18 protein-coding genes are annotated in these 19,427 nt (G+C 74.0%); 11 read left to right on the forward strand and 7 right to left on the reverse strand.

What is annotated here, in order from left to right; translation table 11 throughout:
* The first annotated feature begins 20 nt into the window (after positions 1-20).
* Together BM093_RS19570 and BM093_RS19575 are read left to right on the forward strand one after the other, a co-directional pair.
* Entirely contained in the window at positions 21-779 is a 759-nt protein-coding gene (locus tag BM093_RS19570; protein WP_093346299.1) for an alpha/beta hydrolase family protein, read from the forward strand.
* Positions 780-807: 28 nt separating this feature from the next.
* The gene (locus BM093_RS19575; RefSeq protein ID WP_093346304.1) at positions 808-1,668 is read left to right on the forward strand and encodes a PaaX family transcriptional regulator; all 861 of its coding nucleotides are present in this window, start codon (positions 808-810) and stop codon (positions 1,666-1,668) included.
* A gap of 54 nt (positions 1,669-1,722) precedes the next feature.
* Here BM093_RS19575 and BM093_RS19580 read toward each other — a convergent pair whose 3' ends face one another.
* From BM093_RS19580 to BM093_RS19590, 3 genes are all read right to left on the reverse strand, one after another.
* Positions 1,723-2,133, reverse strand: coding sequence for a RidA family protein (locus BM093_RS19580; protein WP_093346309.1), 411 nt, complete (start codon positions 2,131-2,133; stop codon positions 1,723-1,725).
* Between the two features lie 63 nt (positions 2,134-2,196).
* Positions 2,197-2,400, reverse strand: a complete 204-nt coding sequence (locus BM093_RS19585; RefSeq protein WP_093346313.1) for a hypothetical protein — start codon at positions 2,398-2,400, stop codon at positions 2,197-2,199.
* 13 nt (positions 2,401-2,413) lie between these two features.
* Entirely contained in the window at positions 2,414-3,766 is a 1,353-nt protein-coding gene (locus BM093_RS19590; RefSeq protein WP_093346318.1) for a phenylacetate--CoA ligase family protein, read from the reverse strand.
* Between the two features lie 275 nt (positions 3,767-4,041).
* On the opposite strand from BM093_RS19590, the gene BM093_RS19595 reads away from it, so the two are divergent.
* The 4 genes from BM093_RS19595 (at position 4,042) to BM093_RS19610 (ending at position 8,329) form a co-directional block, all read left to right on the forward strand.
* Positions 4,042-4,497, forward strand: a complete 456-nt coding sequence (locus BM093_RS19595; protein WP_093346321.1) for a cupin domain-containing protein — start codon at positions 4,042-4,044, stop codon at positions 4,495-4,497.
* The gene (locus BM093_RS19600; RefSeq protein WP_093346326.1) at positions 4,494-5,384 is read left to right on the forward strand and encodes an acyl-CoA thioesterase; all 891 of its coding nucleotides are present in this window, start codon (positions 4,494-4,496) and stop codon (positions 5,382-5,384) included. Before BM093_RS19595 ends, BM093_RS19600 begins: the two co-directional genes overlap by 4 nt.
* On the forward strand, positions 5,381-7,690 hold the full coding sequence (locus BM093_RS19605) for a bifunctional salicylyl-CoA 5-hydroxylase/oxidoreductase (protein WP_093346330.1): 2,310 nt from the start codon (positions 5,381-5,383) through the stop codon (positions 7,688-7,690). The genes BM093_RS19600 and BM093_RS19605 overlap by 4 nt, the downstream gene beginning before the upstream one ends.
* An 87-nt stretch (positions 7,691-7,777) precedes the next feature.
* Positions 7,778-8,329: a DUF1707 SHOCT-like domain-containing protein gene (locus tag BM093_RS19610; protein ID WP_093346335.1), complete on the forward strand. Its 552-nt coding sequence runs from the start codon at positions 7,778-7,780 to the stop codon at positions 8,327-8,329.
* Here the strand turns inward: BM093_RS19610 and BM093_RS19615 are convergent.
* From BM093_RS19615 to BM093_RS19630, 4 genes are all read right to left on the reverse strand, one after another.
* The gene (locus BM093_RS19615) at positions 8,326-9,138 is read right to left on the reverse strand and encodes a tryptophan 2,3-dioxygenase (RefSeq protein ID WP_245773647.1); all 813 of its coding nucleotides are present in this window, start codon (positions 9,136-9,138) and stop codon (positions 8,326-8,328) included. The two genes, BM093_RS19610 and BM093_RS19615, sit on opposite strands and share 4 nt — an antisense overlap.
* Before the next feature lie 26 nt (positions 9,139-9,164).
* On the reverse strand, positions 9,165-10,391 hold the full coding sequence (locus BM093_RS19620; RefSeq protein WP_093346517.1) for a kynureninase: 1,227 nt from the start codon (positions 10,389-10,391) through the stop codon (positions 9,165-9,167).
* Positions 10,392-10,493: 102 nt separating this feature from the next.
* The gene (locus BM093_RS19625) at positions 10,494-12,431 is read right to left on the reverse strand and encodes a helix-turn-helix domain-containing protein (protein ID WP_093346344.1); all 1,938 of its coding nucleotides are present in this window, start codon (positions 12,429-12,431) and stop codon (positions 10,494-10,496) included.
* 19 nt (positions 12,432-12,450) lie between these two features.
* Complete coding sequence (locus BM093_RS19630) at positions 12,451-13,236, reverse strand: FadR/GntR family transcriptional regulator (RefSeq protein WP_093346349.1); 786 nt, start codon at positions 13,234-13,236, stop codon at positions 12,451-12,453.
* 266 nt (positions 13,237-13,502) lie between these two features.
* Between BM093_RS19630 and BM093_RS19635 the strand changes: the two genes are divergently transcribed.
* Genes BM093_RS19635 through BM093_RS19655 form a run of 5 tightly spaced genes read left to right on the forward strand, consistent with a single transcriptional unit; the run spans position 13,503 to position 19,416 of the window.
* On the forward strand, positions 13,503-14,903 hold the full coding sequence (locus BM093_RS19635; RefSeq protein ID WP_093346355.1) for an MFS transporter: 1,401 nt from the start codon (positions 13,503-13,505) through the stop codon (positions 14,901-14,903).
* Between the two features lie 35 nt (positions 14,904-14,938).
* Complete coding sequence (locus BM093_RS19640; protein ID WP_425439179.1) at positions 14,939-15,463, forward strand: MaoC family dehydratase; 525 nt, start codon at positions 14,939-14,941, stop codon at positions 15,461-15,463.
* A complete protein-coding gene (locus BM093_RS19645; RefSeq protein WP_093346365.1) occupies positions 15,460-16,665 on the forward strand; it encodes a CaiB/BaiF CoA transferase family protein in 1,206 nt (401 codons plus the stop codon). The genes BM093_RS19640 and BM093_RS19645 overlap by 4 nt, the downstream gene beginning before the upstream one ends.
* 1 nt (position 16,666) lies before the next feature.
* Positions 16,667-17,830, forward strand: coding sequence for an acyl-CoA dehydrogenase family protein (locus BM093_RS19650; protein ID WP_093346371.1), 1,164 nt, complete (start codon positions 16,667-16,669; stop codon positions 17,828-17,830).
* Positions 17,827-19,416: an amidase gene (locus tag BM093_RS19655; RefSeq protein WP_245773648.1), complete on the forward strand. Its 1,590-nt coding sequence runs from the start codon at positions 17,827-17,829 to the stop codon at positions 19,414-19,416. Before BM093_RS19650 ends, BM093_RS19655 begins: the two co-directional genes overlap by 4 nt.
* The last annotated feature ends 11 nt before the right edge of the window (positions 19,417-19,427 follow it).

Raw genomic sequence — 19,427 nt, forward strand, 5'->3', positions numbered from 1 at the left:
CGGGTACCGGTGGCGGCATCATGACCGCTGCCCGTTCCGGACGACCCGAGGAGTCCACCGTGCCCGTCGAGCCGACACCCGTGCGCTACGGCCCCGAGCCGTCACAGTTCCTCGAACGCTGGGAGCCCGGCGGGGCCGTGACGCGTCCGGACGTCCTGCTGCTGCACGGCGGCTGGTGGCGCCAGAAGTTCGACCTGCACCTCAACGACGGGCTGGCCGCCGACCTGGCAGGCCGGGGCCACCGGGTGTGGAACGCGGAGTACCGGCGCATCGACGGCGGTGACGGCGGCTGGCCGGAGACCCTGACCGACGTGCTCGCCGCCTGCGAGGCGATCGCCGAGGCAGGCACCCGTCCCGGCTCGGTCGTGGCGGTCGGACACTCCGCGGGCGGCCACCTGGCACTGCTGGCCGCGGCCGGGGCCGGGCTCGCCGGTGCGGTCGCGCTCGCCCCGATCGTGGACCCGGTCGCCTGCGCCACGGAGGGCCTCGGCGAGGGGGCGACCCCGCTGTTCTTCGGCGGAGGGCCCGACGCGGTGCCGTCCGCCTACACCGCCGGGTCACCGCTGGACCGGCTGCCGCTCGGTGTGCCGCAGCTCGTCGTGCACGGCACCGAGGACGAGCGGGTCCCGGTCGCGCACAGCCGCCGCTACGTCGAACGGGCCCGCGCACTCGGGGACCCGGTGGAGCTGCGCGAGGAGGTGGGCGGTGACCACTTCTTCGTCCTCGACCCGCTCCATCCGTACTGGGCCGGCACGGTGGACTGGATCGCCCAGCGCTGAGCGCGGCCGCGGACCGTACGATGTCGTCGTGACGACGGTCGCAGAACCGGAGGAGATCCTCGCTCCGGTCCCCCCTCGCCGGTTGATCGTGAGCGTGTACGGCCTGTACGCCCGCGAGCGCGGCGGCGTGCTGTCGGTGGCGGCGCTCGTCCGGCTGCTGGGTGATCTCGCGGTCGACGGGCAGGCGGTGCGCTCGGCGGTGTCCCGGCTCAAGCGGCGGGGGCTGCTCGAGCCGGAGAAGGTCGGGGGCGCGGCCGGGTACCGGTTGTCGGCGGCCGCGGGGGACGTACTCGCCGAGGGCGACGAGCGGATCTTCTCCCGGCGCCGCGCCGGGGCGGGTGAGGGCTGGCTGCTGGTCGCCTTCTCGGTCCCGGAGAGCGCCCGCGACCAGCGTCATCAGCTGCGCACCCTGCTGATCCGGCTCGGGCTGGGTACCGTCGCCCCCGGGTTGTGGGTGGCGCCGGCGCACCTGGAGGCGGAGATCTCGCACGCGCTGGAGCGCGCCGGGCTGCGCGGGTACACCGAGCTGTTCCGCAGCCGGCACGTCGCCGGGCGTCCGCTGCCGGAGACGGTCGCGTCGTGGTGGGACCTCGACGCGCTGGATGCCCAGTACACCGCCTTCCTCGACCGCCACGAACCCGTCCTGCGGGCCTGGCAGGACGCCGACGGGACCCCGGCACAGGCGTTCGCCGACTTCGTGACGGTGGTGACGGTGTGGCGACGCCTGCCGTACCTCGACCCGGGGCTCCCCCTGGAGGGGCTCCCGCACGACTGGGTCGGCAGCCGCGCCGAGGAACTGTTCGGTGACCTGCGGGCCCGGCTGGCCGGCCCGGCCCGCGAACACGTCACGACGGTCCTGGACGGGACCTCGACGCAGCCGGAGAGATGATCCCGGCGGATGCTGTGACGCGACCCGGGGACGCCCCGGGAGCAGCCGCGCGGGTCAGGCCCGCCGCGCCGCCACCGCCTCGATCTCGATCAGCGCCTCCGGCTGCCACAACGCGCTGACCCCGACCCCGGTCATCGCCGGGAAGGTCCGCCCGCACAGCTCCTTCCAGGCCGCACCGATGTCCTTGCCCCGGGCCTGATAACCGGGGACGTCGGTCAGGTAGATCCGCACCGACAGCAGGTCGGACGGCTCGGACCCGGCACCGCGCAGCGCGGTGAGCACATTGGACATCGCCTGGCGGAACTGGTCGACGATGTCGCCGTCGACGATCCGCCCGCTCGCGTCCATCGCGGTCTGCCCGGACAGGTGGATCGTGTCGCCGTACCGCACGGCGTGGGTGAAGCCCGACGGCTTCGCCAGGGTCTCCGGGTTGATCAGCTCGATGGGGGCGGTACCGGTGGTCATCGCTTCCTCTTCCTCATGTCGGCGGCCAGGGAGACGGCTCGGTGGTCGGGGAGATCGCGCAGCTCAGACGCCCACGTCGGTCAGGTGCTCGAAGCGCAGCCCGAGGTCGGTGACGGCGACGGCGACCGGGGCGAGCGCGGCGCGCAGGTTCGCGGCCACGCACGGCGGCAGGTCGTCACGGGCCAGCGTCTCGGTGAGCCGGGTGTAGAGGTCGAGCACCGCGCGCTCGTGCTCCTCGAGCGGGTTGCCCAGCAAGTCGGTGGTCATTCCCGTGGTCCCTTCAGCGCGCCGGGCGGAGGTCGGTCAGCCGCTTGGCCTTCAGCTCGAACCGGGGCAGCTCCCCGGTGGCGGCGCGGCGCAGCAGGAACCGCAGTCCCTCGTGGGCGTCGGCCAGCTCCACGCCGAGCCGGCCCGACAGCAGGTCCCAGCCGCCGGCGTCGACGGTCGCGCAGGTCTCGACGAGCAGCTCGATCTCGTCGCGCTCGCCCTGCCGGGAGATCCGGACCTGGAACTCCTCGATGCCGTCGAACCCGCGGACGATCGCCTCGATCGCGCCCGGGTAGACGTTCGTGCCGCGGACCAGCTTCATGTCGTCGACCCGGCCGATGATCCCGCCCTCGTAGAGGTCCCAGGTCCGTCCGGACGACGAGCGGCTGTGCGGGATCTTCACGACGAGGTCGCAGGTGCGGTAGCGCAGCAGTGGCGTGGTGGAGCGGCCGAACGAGGTGCAGACCCGCTCGCCGCGCTCGCCGTAGCCGACCTCCCGCCCGGTCTCGGGGTCGATCACCTGTTCCAGCAGGTGGTCCTCGATCACGTGGCAGGCGATGGGCTGCGCCGCACCGATCTCGCGCCCCGGTGTGTCCGGCTCGAACATGACGATCGTCGACACCTCGGTCATGCCGGCGGTGTCGAACGCGTGCGCACCCCATTTCCGCTCGATCAGTGCCTTGGTCTCGGGGATCGAGCCGGCCGGCTCACCGGAGAGGATCAGCGTGCGGACCGGGCCGTTCACCAGGTCGATGCCGAGCTCCTCGGCCTCGCTCGCCAGCCGCAGCGCGTAGGTCGGGGTGGAGGCGACGACGGTCGCGCCGAAGTCGTGGATCTGGTGCACCCGCTGCGCGGTCGTCTGCGCCCCGCCCGGGATCGTCAGCGCGCCGATCTTCTCGAGGCCGTTGTGCAGTCCCCAGAACCCGATGAACGAGCCGTAGCCGAAGGCGACGTAGCCGATGTCGTGCGGCCGCACGCCGGCACCCCACAGCGCGTAGCACCACATCTCCGCCGCCCAGGACCAGTCCTTGCGCGAGTCGAGCGCCCGCAGCGGTGTCCGCCCGGAGGTGCCGGACGTGGTGTGCATCCGGATGGCGTTCTCCGGGCCGGTGACCGGGAGCTCGCCGAACGGCGGATGCGCATCCTGCGAGGTCATCCACTCCTCGCGGGTGAGCAGCGGGATGCGGTCGATGTCGGCCCAGGTGCGGATCTGCTCTGGCTCGACGCCGGCGAGCGTGCGCCGGTAGTGCGGGCTGCGCGCCTTCGCCCACGCGACGACCCGGCGCAGCTTGGTCAGCTGCAGCTCGCGCAGGTCCTCGCGGGCCATGAGTTCGGTCTTGGGGTTCCAGAACGGTTGGTCGGTCACGGCGTCTCCTCCCCGGGCGGCTCCGGCATATGTCGCTGACGTGACGCCAGTCATCAAAGCATGATCATAGCGTCGCGACAACCGCCGACATGGCGAGGATCCGCGTGGATCCGTGCCCGACTCGGCCGGGCAACACGGAGATCGCCGCCCTGGCCCATCGATCCCTGCCGACACTTGCCGAGCGAGGTACATCGTGTTTCAGTAATCGACGTCAGCTTCACAACATATTTCAGACCGCGTCGGTGTCCGGCCGGCCCGTGCGGAGGAGGTTGCCGATGGCACAGCAGACCGAGGACGGCACGGAGGCGGCGACCGCGGCCGTCCCCGTCGTCACCCGGGCCGGGTCGGAGGACCGCGGCACCGGCCAGTCCGGCGGCGCCGTCCGGATCTCCGGGGTCTCGCCGCAGCACACCCCGGCCACCCGGATCTGGTACGGCAAGGTCTCCAACGAGCCCGGCTACCGGTCGCTGCCGCACCACCACGGCGAGGCCGAGACCGGCGGCTACGTGCTGTCCGGCACCGGCCGCATCTGGTTCGGCGAGAACTACGCGCAGTGGGTCGAGCTGACCGAGGGCGACTTCGTGTTCGTCCCGCCGTACATGCCGCACGTCGAGGGCAACATGTCGACCACCTCCGAGCTCGTGTGGGTGACCTGCCGGACGCCGGACAACATCGTCGTCAACCTGCCCGAGGTCGACGACGCGCTCCTCGAGGGGTACCGCCGCGCATGACCACGCCGATGCCTCCGGAGACCGCCCGGTCCGTCACGCCGCTGCTGGCGGCGCTGGACCTCGTCAAGGACGGTGACGACGCGTTCCTCGCGACCCACCAGGTGATCCCCTCGGGGCGCGCCTACGGTGGCGAGCTGGTCGCGCAGGCCGAGCGGGCGATGACCCTGACCTGCGACGACGACCGGCGGATCCACTCACTGCACGGCTACTTCCTGCGCGCGGGCGACGTGCACACCGGGACCCGCTGGGAGGTGGAGCGGATCCGCGACGGACGCGGCTACTCCCACCGCGCGGTCCGCGGCGTGCAGAACGGCAAGGAGATCTTCCGGGCGATGGCGCAGTTCGGTGTCCCGGCCGACGGCGTCGCCCACGCCGAGACGCTGCCACCCGACGCCCTGCCGTCCGGCTGCACCGCCCCGGAGGAGCTGCCGAGCACCGCGGACGTGCTGACCGGTGTGGACACCCGCGACGCGGAGTACTGGCGCTACCACCGCAGCTTCGACATCCGGCACGCCCCGAGCGCGCTCTACACCGACGCCGGCGGGGAGCGGGTGAGCCGGCAGACGGTGTGGTTGACGGCGTGGGAGCGGCTGCCCGACGACCCCGGGGTGCACCGCAGCGCCCTGGCCTACGTCTGCGACTACACGATGCTCGAGCCGATCCTGCGCCGGCACGGCGCCGCGTGGGCCGACGACGGTGTGGTCACGGCCAGCCTCGACCACGCCATGTGGTGGCACCACGACGGCCGGATGGACGAGTGGGTGGCGCTGGTGCAGGACTCCCCCGTCGCGACCCGCGGGACCGGGCTGGGCACCGCGCGGCTCTTCGCCGCCGACGGCCGGCTGCTGGCCACGGTCGCACAGGAGGGGCTGGTGACGGTCCCGTGAGCCCGGCCCGGAAGTCGGCAGCGCAGAAGGTCGTCGGTGTCGGGGGCGGGCCGGGTGGGCTGTTCTCCGCCATCCTGCTCAAGAAGGCCGACCCGGCGCGGGAGATCACCGTCTACGAGCGCAACCGCGCCGACGACACGTTCGGCTTCGGCGTCGTGTTCTCCCAGGAGACCCTCGACAACATCGAGTCGGCCGACCCGGAGTCGCTGGGCCGGATCGCCGCGGAGTTCCGCCACTGGTCGGCGATCGACGTCGACTTCCTGGGGACCTGGGACCGCTCGGACGGGCACGCCTTCGCCGCGCTGGAACGCAAGCGGCTGCTCGCCATCCTGGGCGAGCGCGCCGCGGAGCTGGGTGTCGACGTCCGGTACGCGACCGAGGCCCCGCCCCTGGCCGAGCTGCGCCGCGACAACGACCTGGTGATCGCCGCGGACGGCGTCAACTCCCGGATCCGCACCGAGCTGGCCGCCGACTTCGGGCCGAGCGTGGACCACCGGACCGCGCGCTACGTCTGGTACGCCACCACCCGGCCGTTCGACTGCTTCACGTTCCAGTTCGTCGAGACCGCGTACGGCCTGTTCTGGGCGCACATCTACCCGTTCGACGGCGAACGCTCGACGTTCATCGTCGAGACCGACTCCGCGACCTGGGAGCGGGCGGGCCTGGCCGGGTTCGCCGCCGCCGGGCGCCGCCCCGGCGAGAACGACGAGCGCTCGATGCGCTTCTGCGCGGAGATCTTCGCCGACCTGCTCGACGGCCACGACCTGATCGGCAACAACTCCGGCTGGCTGTCGTTCGGGGTCGTCCGCAACGAGCGCTGGACGGCGGGCGACGTCGCGCTGGTCGGCGACGCCGCGCACACCGCGCACTTCTCGATCGGCTCTGGCACCAAGCTGGCCCTGGAGGACGCGATCGGGATCGCGTCGGCGCTCGAGCGGGAGCCGACCGTCGAGGCGGCGCTGAAGGCCTACCAGGAGGACCGCAAGCCCGTCGTCGAGTCGCTGCAGCGCTCCGCGCAGACCAGCCTGGAGTGGTTCGAGGGGGCGCGGCGCTACCGCGACCTGGCCCCCGAGCAGTTCACCTTCCAGCTGCTCACCCGCTCGCAACGGATCACCTACGACAACCTGAAGCTGCGCGACGCCGGCTACGTCGGCCGGGTCGACGCCTGGCTCGCCGAGCGCACCCGCGAGCAGGGGTGCGAGGTGGCCACCGGCACGCCGCCGATGTTCCACCCCTACCGGCTGCGCGGGCTGGAGCTGGCGAACCGGATCGTCGTCTCGCCGATGGCGCAGTACTGCGCGACCGACGGGCTGCCCGGCGACTGGCACCTCGTGCACCTCGGCGGCCGCGCACAGGGCGGCGCCGGGCTCGTCATGACCGAGATGATCTGCACCGCGCCGGACGCCCGGATCACCCCCGGCTGCCCGGGACTGTGGACCGACGACCAGCGCGACGCCTGGGCCCGGATCGTGCGCTTCGTGCACACCGACACCGACGCGAAGATCGGCGCGCAGATCGGCCACGCCGGGCGCAAGGGCTCGACCAAGGTCGCCTGGGAGGGCATGGACGAGCCGCTCGACGACGGCAGCTGGGAGATCCTCGCGCCCTCGCCGATCCGGTACCGGCCGGACAGCGCGGTCCCCCGCGAGGCGACCGACGCCGATCTCGACCGGGTCGTCACCGACCACGTCGCCGCCGCGCGGCGCGCCGACGAGGCCGGGTTCGACCTGCTCGAACTGCACTTCGCGCACGGCTACCTGGTGTCGAGCTTCCTGTCCCCGGTCTCGAACCGGCGCACCGACGCCTACGGCGGTGACCTGGCGAACCGGGCCCGGCTGGGCCTGCGCATCCTCGACGCCGTGCGGGAGGTGTGGCCCGCGGACAAGCCGGTCAGCGTCCGGATCAGCGCCACCGACTGGGTCGACGGCGGGTTCGACGGCGACGACGCCGTCGCGCTGGCGACGATGCTGCGGGCGCACGGCGCGGACATCGTGGACGTCTCCACCGGACAGACCAGTGTGGAGGCGAAGCCCGCGTACGGACGGCTCTACCAGACCCCGTTCGCCGACCGGGTCCGCCAGGAGACCGGCGTCCCGACGATCACCGTCGGCGCCGTCGCGAGCGTCGAGGACGCCAACACGATCATCGCCAGCGGCCGGGCCGACCTGTGCGCGATCGCCCGCCCGCACCTGGTCGACCCGTACTGGACGATGAACGCGGCCCTGGACCAGGACTACCGGGGCCACCCGCTGCCGAAGCAGTACCGGACCGGGCTGTCGGCGCGGCGCCGCAGGCAGACGCCGTGACCCCGCCGGCCGGCGGCGGTCCGGGTCAGGGACGAGATCGGGGGGAACCCCGGCGCGCCCGGCGACCGGTCCGGCCACGATGGAGCCATGAACACCTCCGAGGGTCCCGTCGCCCCGCGCGACCTGCGGGTCTCGCACGCCGAGCGCGAGCACGTCACCGCGCTGCTCGCCCGGCACCACGCCGAGGGGCGCCTGACCGCGTCCGAGTTCGCCGAGCGCTCGGCCCAGGCCTCGGCGGCGGTGACCCGCGCCGAGCTCAACGCGACGGTCGCCGACCTGCCGGGCGCGTTCGACGTCGTCCCGACGCGGGAGGTGCTGGAGCTGGTCAACACCGCCGGTGACCTGCGGCGCGACGGCGAGTGGCTGGTCCCGCCGCGGGTCGTGGTGCGGTCCTGGTTCGGCAACGCCCGGCTCGACATGCGCACGGCCCGGTTCGTCACCGGGGAGGTCGTCGTCGAGTGCGACCTGACCTTCGGCAACCTCGACCTGAGGCTCCCGCCGGGGGCCACCGTCGACGTCGAGGAGGCGAGCACCTCGGTGGGGTCGGTGATCGACAAGCGCGGGGCACGCCAGGAGCGGGGCGTCCCGCACGTGATCGTCCGGGGCGGGACGCTGATCGGAAACATCCGGGTCCGTTAGAGCGCGGTCCGCACCGCGTACAGCTCGGGGAAGAACGTGAGGTCCAGCGCCCGGCGCAGGAAGTCCCGCCCACTGGTCCCGCCGGTGCCGGGCCGCGTCCCGATCGTCCGCTCGACGGTCTTGAGGTGCCGGAACCGCCAGAGCTGGACGTTCTCCTCGATGTCGACGAGCTCCTCGCAGGTCTCGTAGAGATCCCAGTGGGTCCCGGTGTCGGCGTAGACCCGCGCGAGCACCGGCACCAGGCCCGGGTGGTAGGTGTGCGCCAGCGTCACGTCCCGGGCCAGCAGGTCGCCCGGCACGTCGAAGCCGCGCCGGGCCAGCAGCCGCAGGAACCGGTCGTACAGGCTCGGGGTGTGCAGGGCCTCGTCGAGCAGGCGGCTGCCCTGCTCGTCGTCGGCGAACATCTCGAGCATGCCGGCGTCCTTGTTGCCGAGCACGAACTCGACCGCCCGGTACTGGTAGCTCTGGAACCCCGAGGAGGAGCCCAGCGCGCCGCGGAACTGGACGTACTCGGGCGGGGTCAGGGTGGCGAGCACCGACCACTGTTCGATCAGCGTGCGCTGCACCTGCTTGACCCGCGCGAGGCGCTTGAGCGCGCGCCCGAGGTCGTCGGCGGCCATGTCGTCCGCGGCGGTGCGCAGTTCGTGCAGCACGAGCTTGAGCCACAGCTCGGAGGTCTGGTGCTGGACGATGAACAGCATCTCGTCGTGGTGCTCGGGGCGGCTGCGCGGCTGCTGCGCCGTGAGCAGCCGGTCCAACCGCAGGTAGCTGCCGTAGGACAGGTCCTCGGCCGACTCGTGCCCGCTCACCGGACCACCGTCCTCACCCGGGGGGTTCACAGCTCCTCGGCCAGCGCCGTCATCCCGGCCAGGACCTCGGCGAACGACGTCGACAGCGGGGCGAGCCCGAGCCGGATGCCGTCCGGCGCGCGGAAGTCCCCGATCACCCCGCGCTTCCACAACCGGTCGTTGACGTCGGCGAAGTCCGCCCGGCAGAGGGTGACGTGCCCACCACGGCGGCGCGGGTCGCGCGGGCTCGCCACCCGGACGCCGTGCGGCACGAGCAGCGCGTCGGCGACCCGCAGCGCGAACCCGGTCAGCGCCACCGACTTGGCCCGCACGGCGTCGATCCCGACCTCGTCGAGCAGGTCCAGCCCGGCCTGGAGCGGGACCGTCGCGAACACCGGCGGGGTCCCGGACAGCAGCGCCCGCACGTCCGGTGCCGGTTCGTGGCCGGGCCCCATCTCGAACGGTGCCCGGTGGCCGAACCAGCCCTGCACCGGTTGTGCCAGCACGCCCTGGTGGCGGGTGGCGAGGTAGCCGAACGCGGGCGCGCCGGGACCGCCGCCGAGGTACTTGTAGCTGCAGCCGACGGCCAGGTCGGCGCCCCAGCCGTCGAGGTCCACCGGCACCGAACCGGCCGAGTGCGACAGGTCCCAGAGCACCGGTGCGCCGGCGTCGTGCACGATCCGGGTGATCTCCGGCCCGTCGGCGAGGAACCCGGAGCGGTAGGCCACGTGCGAGAGCACGACGAGCGCGGTGCCCGGGCCGACGACGGCGGCGACCTGCTCCGGGGTCACCCCGGCGGCGGGGTCGGCGGGGATCCAGCGCAGCACGGCGCCGCGCTCGGCGGCGATGCCCTCGGCCACGTAGCGGTCGGTCGGGAAGTTGTCGGTGTCGAGCACGATCTCGCGCCGCCCGCGGGTGAGTGCGTGGTCGACCGCGGCCCGGGCGAGCTTGTAGAGCAGCACGGTCGTGGAGTCGGCGACGACGACCTGGCCGGGCGCCGCGCCGAGCGCGAGCCGGCCGATCCGGTCGCCGAGCTGCTGCGAGAGGTCGATCCAGCCCTCGTCCCAGCCGCGGATCAGCCGGGTCCCCCAGTCCTCGTGGACGAACCGGGCGACCCGCTCGGCGGCGGCACGCAGCGGGCGGCCCAGCGAGTTGCCGTCCAGGTAGGCGACGACGCCCTCGGCCGGGAGGAACCGGTCGCGGTAGGCGGCGAGCGGGTCCGCCGCGTCGAGGCGCCGGGCCTCGGCGGCCTGCTCCGCGAGATCGGCGTGCATGCCCGCCACCCGGCACCGTCCTTCGTCGTGTGCCGGGTCAGGGTAGTGAGCCGCCGGGCCGTCCCGGAAGGGCGCGCGGCAGGAACTGGCGCTGCAGGAAGGCTAGGACCGGCCGGGGGCGCCCAGCCGGTGCAGCCGCAGCGCCAGCTGCACCTCCAGCGAGCGGTCCGGGTGCTGCCAGTCCGGCCCGAGCAGCGTCCCGATCCGCTCCAGGCGCTGCGCGACCGTGTTCACGTGCACGTGCAGCGTCGTCGCCGCGCGGGTCGGGCTGGCCCCGGCGGCGTAGTACGCCTCCAGCGTGCGCAGCAGCCGGCTGCCGCGGCGCGCGTCGTGCTCGACGACCGGACCGAGGATCCCGGTGACGTAGCCCGCGACGTCCGGCCGGTCCCCGAGCAGCAGCCCGGCGAACCCCAGGTCGCAGGCGGCCGCCGACTCCCCCGCCCGGTCCAGGGCCAGCAGCGCCTCCACCGAGCGCCGGGCCTCGGCCAGCGCCGCGTCCGCGCCGTCGGCGGGGAGGAACGGTCCCGCCGCGCCCACGGTCACGTGGGCGTCGGGGTCCTGTTCGCGCGCCGGGCGGGCCAGCCGCGCACCGGCCGTGGTCGGGTCGTCGCCCGGCAGCAGGACGACGACGGCGCCGTCCTGCTCGGCCACCAGCCCGGACCGCCCGCCGAGGGTCGCCGCCTCCCGGGCCAGTGCGCGCCGCCGCGCGGCATGGCAGCGGCAGACCAGCAGCACGTGCGGGCGGCGCGCCGACACCCCGAGCGCGGCCAGCCGGGTCAGGGTCGGCGGCCGGGGCGGCCCGGCGGCGGCGAGCAGCTCGGCGAGGCCGTCCGCGCGGTCGAGCCGGTCGGCCTCGTCGGCCCGCTGGCTGAACAGCAGCACGAGCGCGGTGACCATCGCCGCCCGCTCGACGGTGCGGATCTGGGCCGGGGTCAGCTCGGCGGGCCCGGCCCCGCCGGTCCGGCCGTGGGAGCCGGCGGAGCCGTCAGTGCCCTCGGGGCCGGCGGAGCCGGGGACGCCGCCGAGCAGCAGCGTGCCCAGCCGCTGGCCGCCCGCGATCACCGCGATCACCCACGCCCCGCCCGCGCACGGCACCGCGACCGGCCGGCCGGTGCCGTCCCCGGGCTGTTCCCCGGCCCGGCGCAGGGCCGCGGCGACGTCCAGCCCGGCGGGCACGGGGCCGTAGCGGCCGGCCGGCACGCCGTCCTGGTCGAGCACCGCGACCCAGCCCCCGAGCAGCCGGCCCAGTGCCTCGGCGATGTCGCCGACGTCGCCGCCGGCCAGCACCACACCGGCGAACCGGTCGTGCGCGTCGGCCGCCTCGGCGATCGCGGCGTGTGCGCCCTGCAGCGCCTCCAGGGTCGCTGCGGTGTCGGCGAGCCGGCGGGTCTGCACCAGCGACACCGCGGCCAGCGCGGCGAGCGAACCGAGCAGCGCGACGTCGTCGGGGGTGAACGGGCGGGCCGCACGGTTGGCCGCGAACAGGACACCGACGAACTCGTCGTCGACCAGCAGCGGGGTGCCGCAGATCGCGACGATCCCCTCCTCGCCGACCGCGGTGTCGATCGCCTCGGTGTGCCGGTAGCGGGCGTCGCCGGCGTAGCGGCCGGTCCAGTGCGGGGTACGGCTGGCCGCGACCAGGCCGCCGAGCCCGGCGCCGAGCGGGAGCCGCAGCGTCTGGAACTTGCGCGATACCGAGCCGGAGGTGGCCCGCATGTAGGTGTCGCCGCGCTCGGCATCGTAGAGCGTCAGGTAGGCGACGTCGGTGCCGAGCAGTGCCCGGGCCCGGCGGACGATCGTGTGCAGCACCGATCCGGTGTCCGATTCGGACGCCAGGTCGCGGGCGATCTCCACCAGCGCGGCCAGCTCGGACTCCCGGCGCCGGCCGGCGTCCATCGCCGTCCGGATCCGCAGCGCCAGCGCGCCGGCCTCCGGGTCGGACCCGGCGAGACCGGCCGCGACCCGCTCGAGATCGTCGGCGGGGGCGTCGCCGTCGGCCCGGTCGGCGAGCAGCCGGAGCAGGTCGAGGACGGTACGCACCCCTCCATCCTGCCCGCGCTCAGCCGGACTTCCACGCCCCGGGCCGGTCGTAGAGCTCGCGCAGGTCCAGCAGGTGGCCGCGCATCGCCTCCTCGGCCTCGGCCGCCTCGCCGCGCGCGATGTGCTCGGCGATCCCGGCGTGGCAGGCGTCGACCTCGGCCCAGCGCTGCGCCGGGACCGCGGCGCGGTCCAGCCGGGTGCGCAGCACGTCGCCCACCGGCTGGCCCATCATCGTGAGCATCAGGTTGCCGGTGGCCATCAGCACCGTGGTGTGGAAGTCCATGTGCCCGACGAAGTTGCTGGGGTCGCGCGGGTCGCGCGGTGCCGCGGCGGCCTCGCGCAGCGCCTCCACGGTCTCCGGCGCGGCGCGCTGGGCCGCGAGCCGGGCCGCGGCGGGTTCGAGCAGCAGCCGCGCCTCGAGCAGGTCGGTCATCCCCAGCTGCGGGGTCGCGACGAGCACGCCGAGCGCGCCGCCGACGTCCTCGACCAGGCGGGCCGGATCCGGAGCGGCCACGAACGAACCACCCTGCACCCCACGGCGGGTCTCGATCAGGTGCTGGCTGGCGAGCACCCGCAGCGCCTCGCGCACCGTCGAGCGGCTGACCCCGAACATGCCGGTCAGCTCGCTCTCCGCGGGCAGCCGGGCGCCGGCGGCGAGCGCACCGCGCATGATCTGCGAGCGCAGCTCGTCGGCCACCTGCCGGTAGGCCGGCCGGACGCGCTGCACGTGCAGCCGCGCGGTCGGCGGGCGGGGCGACCCGGAGGCCGCCGCACCGCCGGCCGGGGAGTCCGGCGTCGGGCTCATGGATCACGCTCCGCGGGGTCGAGGGTGCCGGCGGGGCCGCACCACCGCCGGACAGGGCGAGCGTACCCAGCCGCCCGCCCCGGCACGCGGCGCCGGTGTGAAAACATCCGACGACAGCGGCTCGGGTACGACCTCGCCGCCCTCACCGGGGAGAACCCTTGCATCCCTAAGTGTCTGATGTTTACGGTTCCCGGGTGCCCGCCGGGTGCCTCCGCAGGGAAGCGGAGCGTGAGCAGCGCGCACCGACGCGCGCCGAGGGGAGCTCGATGACGACCGGTCCACCCGACACCGATGAGCCCACCGGATCCACCGAGGCGACACCGCACCCACCGGACCCCACAGCACGACTGGACCGGATCCCGGTCATCACCCCCAGCCACCGCCGCTGGGTCGGCCTGCTGGGGTTCCTGTTCGTCTTCGACCTGGTCGACCTCAACTCCTTCGCCTACGCCGCCCCGGCCCTGCGCAGTGAGTGGGGCCTGTCGATCGGCGGCGTCGGAGCGATCACCTCGGCCGGGTTCGTCGGGATGTTCGTCGGCGCGATCGTCGGCGGACGGCTCTCGGACCGGTTCGGCCGCCGCCCCGTGCTGATCGGTGCGGTCTTCCTGTACTCGCTGTTCTCACTGCTCAGCGCGTTCGCCCCGGGTCCGTGGACACTCGGCGTTCTGCGGGTGCTGACCGGACTGGGCCTGCAGGCCATGACCGGCGTGCTGCTGGTCTGGGTCAGCGAGATGTTCCCGCGCGCCCATCGCGGGCGCTACCAGGCACTGCTGCTCGCGATCGGGCTGGCCGGCGTCCCCGTGGCGGCCTGGGTGGCCCGGGCGGTCGTCCCGCTCGGACCCGGCGCCTGGCGGTGGATCTTCGTGGTCGGCGCGCTCGGCGTGATCGGCGGCGTGGTCGCGCTGCGCGTGCTGCCCGAGTCGATCCGGTGGCGCGCCGCGCGCGGCCACCCGCTCGACGACCGCGAGGAGGCACTGATCGCGCGGCTGGAGCAGGAGGCCCGCGAGCGGACCGGGGCCGAGCTGCCCGAACCGGTCAGTGAGGCGCCGGTCGGCCGGGGCAGCGTGGGGGAGCTGCTGCGCGGGGCGACGCTGCGCCGCACCGTCGTCGCGTCGGCGGCCTGCGTGTTCCTCATCCTGTCGTTCTACGGCTTCAGCTCCTGGGTGCCGACGCTGCTGGTGGAGCGCGGCTACACCACCGCCGAGAGCCTGACGTTCACCTCGGTGCTCGCGATCGCCGCGGTACCCGGCGCGCTGCTCGCGATGCCGGTCATCGACCGCTTCGAGCGGCGCTCGGTGATCCTGGTGCTGCAGGTGCTGGTCGCGGTCCTGCTGCTGCTGTTCGGGCTGATCGACCACCCGGTGGCGATCATCGTCTGCGGGTTCGGCGCGGCGATGTTCATGCAGACCGGCGTGGCGACGCTCTACACCTACATCGCCGAGGTGTTCCCGCTGCACCTGCGCGGGCTGGGTTCCGGCATCGCCAACGGCTCGGGCCGGCTGGCGGGCGTCCTCGGCGGGCTGCTCGTCGCCGCGCTCTACTCCGGGCTCGGCATGGCCGCGGTGTACATCTACCTCGCCGTGGCCGCCCTGCTGCTCGGCCTGGTGATGGCCCTGTTCGGGGAACGCACGACCAACCGGCGGCTCGAGGACATCGAGCGCGCATGACACGCAGGACCGCCCACGACGGAGGAGACGGACACGTGACGATCAAGCAGGGATGGCAGGGCCGGTTCTACGAGGACTTCGAGGTCGGTGACGTCTACCAGCACCCGCTCGGGCGCACGATCTCCGAGACCGACAACACCTGGTTCACGCTGCTGACGATGAACACCAACCAGGCGCACTTCAACGCGCAGGTCGGTGAGTCCTCCGAGTTCGGCCGGATGCTGGTGGTCTCGCCGCTGACGATCGCGATCGCGATGGGCCAGTCGGTCGTCGACACCTCGCAGAACGCCTTCGCCAACCTCGGCGTCGACGAGTTGCGGCTCAGCGCCCCGGTGTTCGTCGGCGACACGATCTGGTCCGAGTCGATCGTGCTGGACAAGCGCGAGTCCGGCTCGCGGCCGACGGCGGGCATCGTTTCGATCCGGACCCGCACCCTCAACCAGGACGCCGTCGAGGTGCTGACCTTCAAGCGGGCGTTCTACGTGCACAAGCGCGACGCCGCCGGGGCCGCATCGCTGTTCCCGCAGGCGGCGACGCCCCTGTCGCTGGAGGACGTGTGAGACCGCTCGAGGACATCCGGATCGTCTCGCTGGAGCAGTACGGGGCGGGCCCGTTCGGGTCCATGCACCTGGCCGAGCTCGGCGCGGAGATCATCAAGGTCGAGGACCCGTCGGCCGGCGGCGACGTCGGCCGCTCCGTCCCGCCGTACGCCGAGGCCGGCGACTCGCTGTTCTTCCAGTCGTTCAACCGGGACAAGTCCTCGATCACGCTCGACATCCGCACCCCGGAGGGCCGCGAGGTGTTCGGGGACCTGGTCCGGACCGCCGACGCGGTCTACTCCAACCTGCGCGGTGACGTGCCGGCCAAGCTGGGCATCCGCTACGACGATCTCAAGGAGATCAACCCGCGGATCGTCTGCTGCTCGCTGACCGGGTTCGGGATGACCGGGCCGCGCTCGGACGAGCCCGGCTACGACTACGTGCTGCAGGCCCTCGGCGGCTGGATGTCGCTGACCGGGGAACCCGGCGGGGCCCCGCAGAAGACCGGCCTGTCGCTGGTCGACTACTGCGGCGGCTACGTCGCGGCGATCTCGCTGCTGGGCGCGATCCACGCCGCCCGCCGCGACGGCGTCGGCACCGACTGCGACCTCTCGCTCTACGACACCGCGGTCAGCCTGCTCACCTACCCGGCGACCTGGCACATGACCGCCGGCTACGAACCGGCCCGGACCCGGCACTCGGCGCACCCGTCGCTGGTGCCGTTCCAGGCCTTCGAGGCCGCCGACGGCTGGCTGGTCGTGGGCTGTGCGAAGGAGAAGTTCTGGCAGCGGCTCACCGTGGTGCTCGAACACCCGGAGTGGGCGAGCGACCCGCGGTTCGCGACGTTCGCCGACCGCGCCGAGCACCGCGACGAGCTGGTCGGGATGCTCGAGGAGCTCTTCCGCACCCGCACGGTCGCCGACTGGCTGGCCCCGATGTACGCGGCGTCGATCCCGTGCGCCCCGATCCGGGACGTGGCCGGGGCGCTGACCGACCCGCACACCCTCGAGCGGGGCCTGCTGGCCGAGACCGACCACGACGCGTTCGGGCAGGTCCGCAGCCTGCGCAGCGCGGTCCGGGTCGGGCCGCCCGGCGCGGACCGGGCCGCCACCCGCCCGGCCCCGGCGATGGGCGCCGACACCGACCGGGTCCTGCGCGAGCTGGGCTACGACGACACGAGGATCACCGCGCTCCGCCGGGCCGGCGCGCTGGGGAAGGACTGAGATGGACTTCCGGCTGACCGACGAGCAGCGCCTGTTCCGGGACACGCTGCGCTCCTTCGTCGACAAGGAGATCGTGCCGGTGGCGCGGGAGTGGGAACACTCCGGGCGCTACCCGACCGAGATCGTCGAGGGGATGAAGCAACTCGGGCTGTTCGGCCTGGCCGTGCCCGAGTCCTACGGCGGACTGGGCGCGGACACGGTCTCGTTCGGGCTCGCGTTCGAGGAGATCTCGCGCGGCTGGATGGGCATCGCCGGGATCCTCGGCAGCCACTCGGTGTCCTGCTTCATGCTCGCCCGGCACGGCACCGAGGAGCAGAAGCGGCAGTACCTGCCGGACCTGGCGACCGGGGCCCGGCGCACCGGGATCGCGCTCACCGAGCCGGGTGCGGGCACCGACCTGCAGGGCATCCGGACCACCGCGCGCCGTGATGGGGACGACTACATCGTCAACGGCACCAAGATGTGGATCACCAACGCCCGGTACGCCGACCCACTGCCGGTGCTGGTCAAGACCGACCCGTCGGCCGAGCCCGCGCACAAGGGCATGAGCATCCTGCTCGTCGAGGCCGACTCCCCCGGCTTCGAGGTGACCGCCGACATCGGCAAGCTCGGCTACAAGGGCACCGAGTCCTGCGAGGTCGTGCTCACCGACGTGCGCGTCCCGGCCTCGCAGCTGCTCGGCGGGGTCGAGGGCCGCGGGCTGCAGCAGGCGCTGTCGTCGCTGGAGACCGGCCGGATCAACATCGCCGCCCGCAGCGTCGGCATCGCCCAGCGCGCCTACGACGAGGCCCTGAACTACGCCCGCGAGCGGACCGCGTTCGGCCGCCCGATCGGCGAGTTCCAGGCCGTCGAGCAGCGGCTGGCCCAGATCGCGGTGCGGCTGCAGGCCGCCCGGCTGATGACCTACTGGGCGGCGTCGCGGATGGACGACGGCGTGCGGATGGACACCGAGTCCGGGATGGCCAAGATCTTCGCCTCGGAGCAGGCACTGGAGTGCGCGATCGACTCGATGCGCATCCACGGCGGCTACGGCTACTCCACCGAGTTCGAGATCGAACGGCTCTACCGCGACGCCCCGCTGATGTCGATCGGCGAGGGCACCAACGACGTGCTGCGCGGGGTCGTCGCGAAGGCGCTGCTGGCCGGGAAGGCGACCGTACGGTGACCTCGGCCGACGAGCTCGGCGCGCTCGCCGCCCGGCTCGGGTACACCCTCGATCCGGAGCAGGTCACGGCGATGGGCGAGGCGGTGGCCGGCGCCGAGGCCGACGCCGCCGCGCTGCGCGCGGTACCGGTACCGATGACCGCGGCGGACCCGGGTGCCGGGGACGCCTGGCTGACCCCGCCCCCCGGGGGCGCCGCCCCGAGTGCCGCCGATCCGCTGGCGCCCGCGCTGCGGCAGGCGTGGTCCGGCCGGGTCCCGGAGGCGCTGGAGCGCCTCGAACGCCTGCACGGCGAGCTGAACTGCACGATCCGGGTGCTGCGCGAGCGCGCGCTCGCGCAGCGGCCGCCCACCGGGAGCCCGCTGGAGGGCGTGCCGTTCGCCGTCAAGGACGTCATCGACGTCGCCGGCGTCCCGACGACGGCCGCCTCGCGCACCCGCGCGGACGCGCCCCCGGCCGCCGAGTCGGCGACCGTCGTCGCGCGGCTGGAGGCCGCCGGCGCGATCCCGGTGTCCAAGGACGCGACGACCGAGTTCGCCGTCGGCGGTCCGCACCCGCCGCTGACCGGGGCCTGCCGCAACCCGTGGGACGTCGAGCGCTGGGCGGGTGGCTCGTCCACCGGCACCGCGGCCGCGGTCGCGGCCGGGGTGGTGCCGTTCGGCCTGGGGTCCGACGTCGGCGGCTCGGTCCGGCTGCCGGCCGCCTGGTGCGGGCTGACCGGGCTGAAGCCGACCGCCGGGGCGATCCCGCGGACCGGGTCGGTGCCGCTGTCGTGGACCACCGAGACGCTCGGCCCGCTGGCCCGCGACGCGCGCACCGTCGGGCTGCTGTTCGGACTGCTCCGGGGCCCGGACGGGCGTGACCCCCGGGTCCCGGAGCTCCCGCCGCTGCCCCCGACGACGGTGCCCGCGGACCTGCGCGGTCTGCGGATCGCCCGGCCGCAGGGCTACCTGACCGAGCTGTGCGACAGCGCCGTGCGGTCCGGTGTGGACCACCTGGTCGACGTGCTCACCGACGCCGGCGCCGAGGTCGTCGCGGGCGACATCCCGTCCGCGCACCGGGCGCTGCCGATCGGGTACCAGATCGTGTTCGCCGAGGCCGCGTCGGTGCACCGGGCCGACCAGGCCCGCTGGCCCGACTACGACCCGGTGACCGTGCGGCGGATCAGCCAGGGCATCACCACCCCGGCGGCGGACTACCTGCGGGCGCTGCAGTTCCGCGCGGAGCTGCAGCGCGAGCTGGACGCGGTGTTCGCCGGCGCGGACCTGATCGTCGTCCCGACCACCCCGGCGACGGCGCCGCGGCTGCCGGACTGCACGGTCACCGTCGACGGCGAGCGCTACCCGCTCTACGCCGCCCAGTCCCGCGCGACGATGCTCGGCAACCTCACCGGGGCCCCCGGGCTGGCGCTGCCGACCGGGTTCGCCCCGGACGGCTGCCCGGTCTCGGCGCTGCTCATCGCACGCCCGCACGACGAGGCGACCGCGCTGCGGGTGGCGGCGCTGTTCCAGGACCGCACGGACCATCACCGCCGGCGACCGCCGATCGCGGAACAGGTCGGTGGGCCCTTCCCACCGGAATACGTCTGACCTATTCTCTC

It is taken from the genome of Pseudonocardia ammonioxydans (genome assembly GCF_900115005.1).
Classification (GTDB): domain Bacteria; phylum Actinomycetota; class Actinomycetes; order Mycobacteriales; family Pseudonocardiaceae; genus Pseudonocardia; species Pseudonocardia ammonioxydans.